We start from the raw sequence: 7610 nt of genomic DNA on the forward strand, positions 1-7610 counted from the left end.
ATAGCAAGTTGACTACCAAGAAGTGGGCAGTGATAACCAAGTGTTCTATAGACACAGCGCTACGGGATATCAATGATTTGATAGAGAAAGGGATGCTAAAAAAATCTGAGGCTTCGGGGCGTAGTACTAGCTATGAGGTGGCTCTGTGATAACGATCGTGTGGTTCTAAGATGCGTAACGCAATAGATGAGCAGTCTGTTATAAGTAGTTCGATTGAGCCGGTCTATTTTAAGTGGTCCATAAATTGACTTGAGGGATGTAAATTACTAGCTACGTTAGGGTATAGCCGAGTGAACTTGAACAAAAATTCTAGCAAGTCACTGATTTTCATTTGAAAAATGTCTCCATTAGCTTTATAATATAGACTATAATCTATATTATGGTTGTAATATGTGGACAGTCATCACAACAGAGTTATTTAATGAATGGATTGAACAACAAGAAGAATCTATGCAAGAGAAAGTCCTTGCTGCTCTGGTGGTACTAGAGCAACAAGGACCAAGCTTGGGTCGTCCTTTAGTTGATACCGTGTATGACTCTAAATTTACCAATATGAAAGAACTACGTGTTCAGCACCGAGGTAAACCACTCCGAGCGTTTTTTGCATTTGATCCATCACGTAAGGCTATTGTGCTTTGCATTGGTGATAAAGGTGGTAGAAAACGATTCTATACAGAGATGCTAGCGATTGCAGACCAACAATATGAGCTTCATCTCTCAACATTAGGAGGTCAATCTAATGGCTAAAACTCTACAAGATCTATTAGCTAACCGCTCTCTAGAGAGCCAAGCTCGTATCCAAAAAATGGCTGATAACCTACTTTTAGAAAGTCAGCTTTATCTTATTCGTGAAGAATTAGAGCTCTCTCAAAAAGAGCTTGCTGAAACACTTGGAATCAAACAACCATCTCTTTCAGCAATAGAAAATCGTGGTAATGATCTTAAGATTTCAACCATGAAAAAATATGTCGAAGCGATGGGTGGTAAACTCCGTATTGATGTTGAACTTCCAACAGGAAAACATATTGGCTTCAATGTTTGAAGTATCCTAAGACTGAACCACCCCGGTAGTGTCGGAGACTGATTAACTTGAGTCAGGGAGCGATGCCTGACAGGGTTAAACTATCATAATAGCGTTTTTCAAACTCAAAGGGTGACACATATCCAATCGTGCTATGCAAACGGGTTTTATTAAACCTGATAAGCGTTAACAATCGATTTAGCTTCGCAAGACGAGAGCTGTGCTCGAAGTGCCACCCATTTAAGGGTTGCTAATTTGACGTCATTAACGCCAGTCCAGCTCTGCTTTAGATATTCAATCACCTCAGACTTATAAAGCCAGTTGACCGTTTCCGCTAAAACATTGTCGTATGAATCACCAGTCGTGCCCACAGAGGCACTAACACCGAATGTTGTCATTTTATCAGTATAACGAATGGATAACTACTGAACACCTCTATCACTTTGATGCATAACATCTTTAGCTTATGCTTCTTAAGCATGTGCAATGTGTTGGGACTGCCATACAACCATAAGCGGGTATATTGCATCTACTGCGAGCTTGAATTAAACCTTAGAATAAAACCTAAGCGCTGCATTAAGCGTGTTAAACCAATACTACTTGCTGTACCTGTAGCGCCTAACCAAAGCTGGAGCATAGACTTTATGCATGATGCCTTAACTGATGGTCGTACCTTTAGACTGTTTGACGTTATTGATGATTACAACAGATAAGCCTCAACCATTGAGATTGACTTATTACTGCCCGCTCAAAGTGTAGTGGTCAAATAATTTAGGACAGCTGATAAGAGGTTTTGATTAAAGTAACGTTTCTCTTTTTCTGCTGGTGGCAAATAATCATTAAAACGGTGTGGTCTCACACTTTGATAGTAGCCCCAGATATAATCAACAATGGCACTTTTAACCTCAGCGATATTCTCATAACCGCCCTTTGGCATCCATTCTGTTTTAAAGCTTCTAAAGAATCGTTCAGTTGGCGCGTTGTCCTATGAGCGAGGATTAGCAAAGCACTTCTTTGCCCGAGTGCAAGGCGGAGGGCTGTGCCCGTAGTGGATTTCCACGACGGCTCATGCTTTGCGTCATACCATTACAACTCGCGACAGATTCAGCAAACTTCTTGCTGGTGTAATGGGTGCCTTGATCAGAGTGAAACAACACGCCACTGGGTTTCAGTCTGCTGTGATACGCCACATCTGCAACGCTTTAGTGGTCAGCACGCTGTCAGGGGAGTCTGATACCGCAAAGCCCACCACACGCCGGGCATATAAATCTAAAACCACAGCTAAATAACTCCAGCCACCCTTGATACGAATATAAGTGACATCACCCGTCCAGACTTGATTGGGCGTTGTTGGACTAAAATTTCTATTTAAGATATTGTTATACGTTTTATGCGCCTCGTCAGCATGCTTGTATTTATGCGTCTTTAACTGACAGCTTTTAAGCCCCATCTGCGCCATGAGCTTCCCCGCCATATAGTGAGTGAGCTTTATATTATGTTCATTCATTAGTATGGCAACAACGTTGCGAGCCCCTGCTGAGCGATTTGAGTCGTTAAATATTTGGCGTATTAAGGCTTTGGTTTTGACGGCTTCAAGGCTAATTGGCTTGGGCTTTAGTCCATAGTAGTAACTGCTCTTCATCACGCTAAATAGCTTGCACAGAAGGTTTTTATTCACCCTTTTATCTTGCTCTGCAAGCTGGATTATTAGCGATAGCCGTTTAGGCTGTCCAATGCCAGCAGAGCAGAAGTCTTTTTTAAGATTTCGCGCTCCATAGTCAGCCGCTTAACCTGTTTACGCAGTTCCTGTAGCTCTCTCTTCTCATCTGTTAAGGCGTTGCCGACTTTAGGTGCTTTGCCATTTATTTCTTGCCGATACTGAGTCAGCCATTTCTGTAGGGTGGATTTGCCAATACCCAGTGAGCTTGCCACACCGGGTATGGGGCGGTTGTGTTCAACGACTAAGCTGATGGCTTCAAGTTTGAATTCTCGGGTGTATTGGTTACGTTTGGTGGTCATACTAGTTTCCTTCCTTGGGTTAGTATAAACCTCTTATGCGCTGTCCAATTTAATTATGCCACTACAATATAATCTTGGCACTTTATTTCACTTAGACCAGCGGATATGATCTAAACTATAGTTAAAGATTAGTGAGGAAAGGTTGAATTAAATGAAATCTACAATTAATGCAAAAGATGTAGCAAAGCTTGCAGGTGTCTCGCAGTCATCTGTTTCCCGAGTATATTTTGAAGGTGCTAATGTTTCTAAGAAAACACGTCAAAAAGTATTGGCTGCAGCGGAAGAGCTAGGTTATCGCCCTAACGAATTTGCCAGAAGTTTGATTACCAATAGAACAAAAATTATTGGTTTAGTAATGAAAGGTGTGAAAAATCCATTTTATCCTCAAGTTTTAACTCAATTTACAAACTCATTTAAAAAACTTGGTTACAGCATACTTTTTGTTCATACCAATAGTAGTGAAATACAAGCAGAAGATATTGAGATCTTACTAAACTACCATGTTGCTGGAGTTATTATCACCGATGCGACGATGTCATTGGATGTATTGGAGAATTTTAAGGTAAATCGTATTCCATTAGTATTCTTTAACCGTAAACTAAGCCAGTCAAATTTTTATTCGGTATGCTGCAACAATTTGAATGCTGGACGTGTCATAGCGCAATACTTGATAACAGAAGGTTTAAAGGATGCAGCATATATTTCGGGTAACGAAAATACATCGACTAGTTTAGAGCGTGAGAGAGGATTTAGAGAAGTACTGACTCAGAACAAGTTGAGCTGTACAAAGTATTCTTCAGACTACACATATGAAGGTGGATATGAAACAGTCCTTAACATCATTAAGAATAAAACCTTGCCTTCGGCTTTTTTTGTAGCGAACGATATTATGGCGTTAGGTGTTCTAGATGCTTTGCGGAAACAAGCCGTTCAAGTGCCGGAACAAGTTAAAGTTATCGGTTTTGACAATATTGGTATGTCTTCATGGCCTGTTTATGAATTAACAACTTGGGAACAGCCAATCGAAGAAATGGTAGAAAAAACAGTAACCTATCTATTGTCTGAGATAGCTGAATATACAGGTTTAGCGGAAGCTGTTGAGATAGAAGGTATGCTAATTGAACGAGAAACAGCATAATATTTATTGACAATGATTATAAATTAATTCATTCTATAAAAACATCGAAATGCATACGAATGCAGAATATATTTGCATACGTATGCATTTAATAAAGATAAGGAAATCAATATTATGAAAATTTTAAAAGCAGGAAGATCACAAGAAGACGTAAGTGCTGATGATTCTAAAGTTTCAAAAATTGTTGCAGATGCTTTAAAAGATGTTGAAGTACGGGGCGATCAAGCTGTTCGCGAACTTTCAAAAACCTTCGATAAATGGGAGCCTGAATCTTTCCGTCTATCGCAAAATCAAATCAATGACATCGTTTCTAAAGTTCCAGCTGATGTAATTGATGACATCAAATTCGCTCAAAAAAATATCCGTGAATTTGCAGAAGCCCAATTAGCTTCAATGCATGATGTTGAAGTTGAAAACATTCCAGGTGTCATTCTTGGACATAAAAATATCCCAGTTAGCAGCGTAGGTTGCTATATCCCAGGTGGTCGCTATCCAATGGTTGCGTCTGCACATATGAGCGTGTTGACGGCTAAAGTCGCTGGCGTCAAACGGGTTATTGCATGTACACCGCCGATTAATGGCGAAGTTCCGAATGCGACGATTGCGGCAATGTCACTTGCGGGAGCGGATGAAATCTATTTGCTTGGTGGAATTCAAGCGATGGCAGCGATGGCTATTGGAACTGAGACAATTGATTCAGTCGACATGATTGTCGGTCCTGGAAATGCGTTTGTAGCTGAAGCAAAACGCCAGTTGTATGGTCGTGTTGGGATCGACTTATTTGCTGGGCCAACTGAAACACTAATTGTAGCGGATCATACAGCAGATGCTGAAATGGTAGCGATAGATATTTTGGGTCAGGGAGAGCATGGACCAAATTCACCAGGTGCTTTGATCACCACTTCTCAAAAACTTGCTAATGAAACTGTTAAAGAAATTGAACGCCAGTTAGAAACATTGGAAACAGCCGATATTGCGCGCGTTTCGTGGGACGATTATGGTCAGATTATATTAGTCGATTCAATAGAAGAGGCACGTATTGAAGCGGATCGATTAGCATTCGAACATGTTGAAATTCTTACAGAAAATCCTGATTATTTCCTTGAAAATATGACTAATTATGGTTGCTTGTTCCTAGGGCCAGAAACGAATGTTGCATATGGAGATAAAGTAATCGGCACAAACCATACTTTACCGACAAAAGGCTCTGCTCGTTACACTGGCGGACTATGGGTCGGGAAATTCATTAAAACAGTTACTTATCAAAAAGTGACACCAGAAGCGAGTGCGTATATTGGTGAATACGCAGCACGCTTATGCCAGCTTGAAAACTTCGCAGGACACGCAGAACAAGCGCTTCTTAGAGTTAGAAGATACGGCAAGAAATAATTGATGGTGTTCTAAAGAGTATGCTGCTTGGAAGATAATGAATCTTTACTGAGTAAAGTCTTATTGAAATCAAGAGTAAAGGAACTTGTAACTTTAAGATTGGCTCTTTCAGCATACTTTTTGATACACCACCAAATTATTTAATCTGAGGACTACAGGAGGTTGTTCAATGATTGGTATGATCGGAATGTTCGGTGGTTTGGTTTTATTAATAATTTTGACAATGCGTGGAATGAACTTGCTTATTGCAGCTCCGTTGACTGCATTGTTTGTAGCAGTTTTAAATGGCTTGCCATTACTTCCTCAGCTCGCTGCAGATGGATCAGTCAATTTTTTAACCAATTATATGACTGGTTTCACAGGCTTTATCGCTTCTTGGTATCTGATGTTCCTAACCGGAGCAATTTTCGGTAAAGTAATGGAGGACAGTGGCGCAGCTGACAGTGTTTCAAAATGGATTGTTAGCAAGATTGGTATGAAGCGGGCAGCTTTAGCCGTTGTTATGGCCTGTGCTGTTTTGACTTATGGTGGTGTTAGCTTATTCGTAGTAGCCTTTTCCGTATATCCAATGGCACTGAGCCTATTCAGACAGGCTGACTTACCACGTCGCTTTATTCCGGCAACTCTTGCTTTTGGATCTACTACATTTACGATGACTTCTGCAGGTTCACCGGAAATACAGAACTGGATTCCGATCGAGTTTTTAGGAACCTCTCCATATGCGGGATGGCAAGTTAGTATTATTGTCGCACTGTTTATGATGATATTTGGCTACTGGTGGCTAAAGAGAATGATCTCCAAAGCGATGGTAAAAGGAGAGAGCTTTATAGCTCGGAAAACTGATCCTTCTGTAGAGGAACGTACAGAACTGCCAAACCCTTTTCTTAGTATGGTTCCATTATTTGTAGTCTTAGGTATCTCTTTTCTTTTCCACAACTCACTTGGAACTTCTGCATTAATCATTGCATTAAGCGGCGGAATTGCAGCAACCTTTTTCCTCAATAGAAAGTATTTCCGAGATATTGGTCATGCTTTTGGTGAAGGTGCTGTCGGAGCTGTTATCGCTATCGCTAATACGGCAGCGGTAGTCGGGTTTGGTGGAGTAGTCAAAGCGACACCTTCTTTTGCAGCAGCCGTTGATGTCATGACTGGCATTCCAGGAAGCCCACTAATTGGAGGTGCACTTGCAGTAGCTGTTATCGCAGGCTTAACGGGTTCCTCCTCGGGAGGACAAGCCATTGCCTTGCCATTGCTTGCGCCACACTATTTGGATATGGGCGTTGACCCCGAAGCCTTGCATAGAACAGTTTCCATTGCTTCAGGCTCACTAGACTCAATGCCACAGGGCGGCTATGTCGTTACTACAATTCGCTCAATCGCAGGTGAAACACACAAGGATGCGTACCCTGCATTTGGTGCATTGACGGTTGTAGTTCCTTTGGTTGGGGCCGTACTTGCCGTTATATTATTCTCATTTGGATTATAAAAAACTCCGAACTACCCAGCAAACATTGTAATTAAAGGTTTGCTGGGTAGTCTGTGTTATACAATCCAAATATAAAGGAGTACAGAGGATGGAAAATATTACAATTCTTGGTGCTGGGACGATGGGGCATTCAATTGCTTTATCAGCAGCATGGGCCAATCAAACCGTAAACGTATATGGCATCGATGAGCATGATATTGCAAACGCTGTTAAAGGCTTAAACAATAAGCTCAAGGTAATGACTGAAAATGAGCTGTTTACATCCGAACAAGCGAACGAAATTAGAAAACGTGTCCAGTTTACGCCTTCTCTTGAAGAAGCGGTTGCGGAGGCAACTTTTATTATTGAGGTTATCCCTGAGATTTTAGATTTAAAAAAAGAGTTATATGGCAGACTGGAAGCGTTAATTGAAGACGATGTGGTGATTGCCAGGGTAACCATCCCAAACCTAAGACACCTAACAAATAGAATTAAGCTGCGTGGTTCAGTTTCTGTATCGGCGTAAAGCCGCCATTACCCATGTTAGGGCGCTCATTATTGTAATGATATAACCAGCG

9 protein-coding genes and 3 pseudogenes are annotated in these 7610 nt (G+C 41.1%); 7 read left to right on the forward strand and 5 right to left on the reverse strand.

Going from position 1 to position 7610, the window contains the following annotated elements:
* Positions 1-390: 390 nt before the first annotated feature.
* Together WAZ74_RS02830 and WAZ74_RS02835 are read left to right on the forward strand one after the other, a co-directional pair.
* Positions 391-747 (forward strand): type II toxin-antitoxin system RelE/ParE family toxin, encoded by a 357-nt coding sequence (locus tag WAZ74_RS02830; protein WP_422305590.1) that lies wholly within the window; start codon positions 391-393, stop codon positions 745-747.
* Positions 740-1042: a helix-turn-helix domain-containing protein gene (locus tag WAZ74_RS02835; RefSeq protein ID WP_422305592.1), complete on the forward strand. Its 303-nt coding sequence runs from the start codon at positions 740-742 to the stop codon at positions 1040-1042. The genes WAZ74_RS02830 and WAZ74_RS02835 overlap by 8 nt, the downstream gene beginning before the upstream one ends.
* Positions 1043-1094: 52 nt before the next feature.
* Here WAZ74_RS02835 and WAZ74_RS02840 read toward each other — a convergent pair.
* Positions 1095-1482: pseudogene (locus WAZ74_RS02840) on the reverse strand (hypothetical protein); the annotation flags it as partial.
* On the opposite strand from WAZ74_RS02840, the pseudogene WAZ74_RS02845 reads away from it, so the two are divergent.
* Positions 1480-1731: pseudogene (locus tag WAZ74_RS02845) on the forward strand (IS3 family transposase); the annotation flags it as partial. The pseudogenes WAZ74_RS02840 and WAZ74_RS02845 sit on opposite strands and share 3 nt — an antisense overlap.
* A 38-nt stretch (positions 1732-1769) precedes the next feature.
* Here the strand turns inward: WAZ74_RS02845 and WAZ74_RS02850 are convergent.
* The 4 genes and pseudogenes from WAZ74_RS02850 to WAZ74_RS02865 form a co-directional block, all read right to left on the reverse strand.
* Positions 1770-1994 (reverse strand): annotated as a pseudogene (locus WAZ74_RS02850) (IS3 family transposase); the annotation flags it as partial.
* A gap of 25 nt (positions 1995-2019) precedes the next feature.
* Complete coding sequence (locus WAZ74_RS02855) at positions 2020-2211, reverse strand: hypothetical protein (RefSeq protein WP_422305594.1); 192 nt, start codon at positions 2209-2211, stop codon at positions 2020-2022.
* Complete coding sequence (locus tag WAZ74_RS02860) at positions 2190-2699, reverse strand: DDE-type integrase/transposase/recombinase (RefSeq protein ID WP_422305596.1); 510 nt, start codon at positions 2697-2699, stop codon at positions 2190-2192. The genes WAZ74_RS02855 and WAZ74_RS02860 overlap by 22 nt, the downstream gene beginning before the upstream one ends.
* A 29-nt stretch (positions 2700-2728) precedes the next feature.
* The gene (locus tag WAZ74_RS02865; RefSeq protein ID WP_422305598.1) at positions 2729-3040 is read right to left on the reverse strand and encodes a transposase; all 312 of its coding nucleotides are present in this window, start codon (positions 3038-3040) and stop codon (positions 2729-2731) included.
* 151 nt (positions 3041-3191) lie between these two features.
* Here WAZ74_RS02865 and WAZ74_RS02870 point away from each other — a divergent pair, with 151 nt between their 5' ends.
* From WAZ74_RS02870 to WAZ74_RS02885, 4 genes are all read left to right on the forward strand, one after another.
* Positions 3192-4178, forward strand: a complete 987-nt coding sequence (locus tag WAZ74_RS02870) for a LacI family DNA-binding transcriptional regulator (protein ID WP_422305600.1) — start codon at positions 3192-3194, stop codon at positions 4176-4178.
* Positions 4179-4292: 114 nt separating this feature from the next.
* Entirely contained in the window at positions 4293-5567 is a 1275-nt protein-coding gene (gene hisD, locus WAZ74_RS02875; RefSeq protein ID WP_422305602.1) for a histidinol dehydrogenase, read from the forward strand.
* Positions 5568-5736: 169 nt separating this feature from the next.
* Complete coding sequence (locus WAZ74_RS02880) at positions 5737-7053, forward strand: GntP family permease (RefSeq protein ID WP_422305604.1); 1317 nt, start codon at positions 5737-5739, stop codon at positions 7051-7053.
* Between the two features lie 88 nt (positions 7054-7141).
* On the forward strand, positions 7142-7558 hold the full coding sequence (locus WAZ74_RS02885; RefSeq protein ID WP_422305606.1) for a 3-hydroxyacyl-CoA dehydrogenase NAD-binding domain-containing protein: 417 nt from the start codon (positions 7142-7144) through the stop codon (positions 7556-7558).
* Positions 7559-7610 lie beyond the last annotated feature (52 nt).

It is taken from the genome of Psychrobacter sp. (genome assembly GCF_049295055.1).
Lineage (GTDB): Bacteria > Pseudomonadota > Gammaproteobacteria > Pseudomonadales > Moraxellaceae > Psychrobacter.

Bases quoted from the DNA above. Each gene is read 5' to 3' on its own strand.
- WAZ74_RS02830 (WP_422305590.1), top strand. From the start codon at position 391: ATGTGGACAGTCATCACAACAGAGTTATTTAATGAATGGATTGAACAA.
- WAZ74_RS02835 (WP_422305592.1), top strand. From the start codon at position 740: ATGGCTAAAACTCTACAAGATCTATTAGCTAACCGCTCTCTAGAGAGC.
- WAZ74_RS02865 (WP_422305598.1), bottom strand. From the start codon at position 3,040: ATGACCACCAAACGTAACCAATACACCCGAGAATTCAAACTTGAAGCC.
- WAZ74_RS02870 (WP_422305600.1), top strand. From the start codon at position 3,192: ATGAAATCTACAATTAATGCAAAAGATGTAGCAAAGCTTGCAGGTGTC.
- hisD (WP_422305602.1), top strand. From the start codon at position 4,293: ATGAAAATTTTAAAAGCAGGAAGATCACAAGAAGACGTAAGTGCTGAT.
- WAZ74_RS02880 (WP_422305604.1), top strand. From the start codon at position 5,737: ATGATTGGTATGATCGGAATGTTCGGTGGTTTGGTTTTATTAATAATT.
- WAZ74_RS02885 (WP_422305606.1), top strand. From the start codon at position 7,142: ATGGAAAATATTACAATTCTTGGTGCTGGGACGATGGGGCATTCAATT.